The organism is Mesorhizobium sp. M7A.F.Ca.US.005.03.2.1 (assembly GCF_003997795.1).
Classification (GTDB): Bacteria; Pseudomonadota; Alphaproteobacteria; order Rhizobiales; family Rhizobiaceae; genus Mesorhizobium; species Mesorhizobium ciceri.
Genome location: NZ_RZRP01001215.1, coordinates 1 through 1,376, shown reverse-complemented (window position 1 = coordinate 1,376; position 1,376 = coordinate 1). Strand labels below are relative to the sequence as shown.

The window sequence follows — 1,376 nt, the reverse complement described above, 5'->3', positions numbered from 1 at the left end:
GCTGCCGCGACCGCAAGCGCGAAGGGGTTCGGGATGGTCCGTTGGGCGTCGAAGACGATCAGTGGGTCCATTCTTGCCTCCATCATGCGGCTATCCGGGATCGTACCGGGCTGAGCCGAGTCTGGAATCTCTGGGTACTGCCTTCCAAGGCCAGCAGAGCGAGCTCAACCTCGTCCAATCGCGTCGGACGTGCATTTTCCGGCATGCCTTCAGCGGTGGCCAGGTCGATCAGGTACTCGTTCCAGGCCCAGTTCTTGAGCACGGCACATTTCTCTTCGGGTGCGAGTACCGGGTCATCCACCACCTGCATCGGAGAGGCGTAGAATGTCTCGGGCTCGGAAAGCGCCGTCTGTATGTGCGCTGCCTCTGCACCAGCGCCATAGTTGTGGCTTGCCTGAAGCCATGCCAATAGTAGCCGTTGCCAAACCACGTCGGAAAAGGCGTGCCTCTCCTCCGATGCTTGCCTGTTGCTGACCTTGGCCTGAGAGCCAGAAGATGGAACCTGCACCACGTAGCTGAGGCCTTGGCGCTCCGCATAACGGATCGCCGCCTCCAGCGTCGGAAAATCCGGTCGAACCTGGGTCAGGGTGTCCCGGCCGCCCGTATAGCCCATCAGCGGCTCGATGAACGGGGCTGTGCGAGGTTCGAAGATCAATCGCCAGTCCTTACGGGGCTTTGCCGAGGTCGTGGCCGAGCGGCATGGCTGGTAGATCCGTGCCGTCACGCCGTCCGGAAACACTGACCGCCCCATTGACAAAGCCGGCTCGTCGACACGAGGCCGATTGTCATTGTCCGGCCGGCCGGAGGTCCTGGTTGGGCTTCTGATGTCGCTGCTTTGAACTGTCTCCATTGTCTGTCCCTCCTATCATGAAGGGTGGTACGAGCAGCGGCCGTTACGGCCGCTGCTCATACTGCCGTGCGTCAGTTCTTGCCGTTGATTGCGATCCGCTTGGCCTTCGCCTGCGCCCGCTCGGTCTTGGGCAAGGTCACGGTCAGCACCCCGTTCTTGAAGGCGGCGTTGACCTTGTCTTCCTCGACCTCGTAGCCGAGCGGAATGAGGCGCTCGAAGCGACCGTAGAAGCGCTCGGAGAACTGCCGGTCTTTGTCCTCGGTCTCGGAACGCTTCTCGCCTTTAAGCTTGAGCGCCCCGTTGTCCAGCAGGACTTCTATGTCGCTCTCGTCCAGGCCGGGTATTTCCGCCGTGACGCGGACTTCCTTGTCCGTGTCGGAAATTTCGACGCTGGGCCAAGTGGCGGCAAAAGAGGGACTGAAGGCCGGCAGTCTGGCGCCGAAGCTGCGGAAGGCGTCATCGAACAGCCGGTTTACCTCCCGGTGGAGGGAGACGAAGGGGTCTCGATCTCCATCAGGGAAGAGAC

At 61.6% G+C, this 1,376-nt stretch carries 2 protein-coding genes; both read right to left on the bottom strand.

All coding sequences use genetic code 11. From position 1 onward, the window contains the following. Positions 1-82: 82 nt before the first annotated feature. Complete coding sequence (locus EN991_RS36390) at positions 83-751, bottom strand: NADH dehydrogenase ubiquinone Fe-S protein 4 (protein ID WP_245459338.1); 669 nt, start codon at positions 749-751, stop codon at positions 83-85. Between the two features lie 170 nt (positions 752-921). After that, a partial coding sequence (locus tag EN991_RS36385; protein WP_164769669.1) for an Hsp20/alpha crystallin family protein occupies positions 922-1,376 on the bottom strand: 455 nt, incomplete at its 5' end.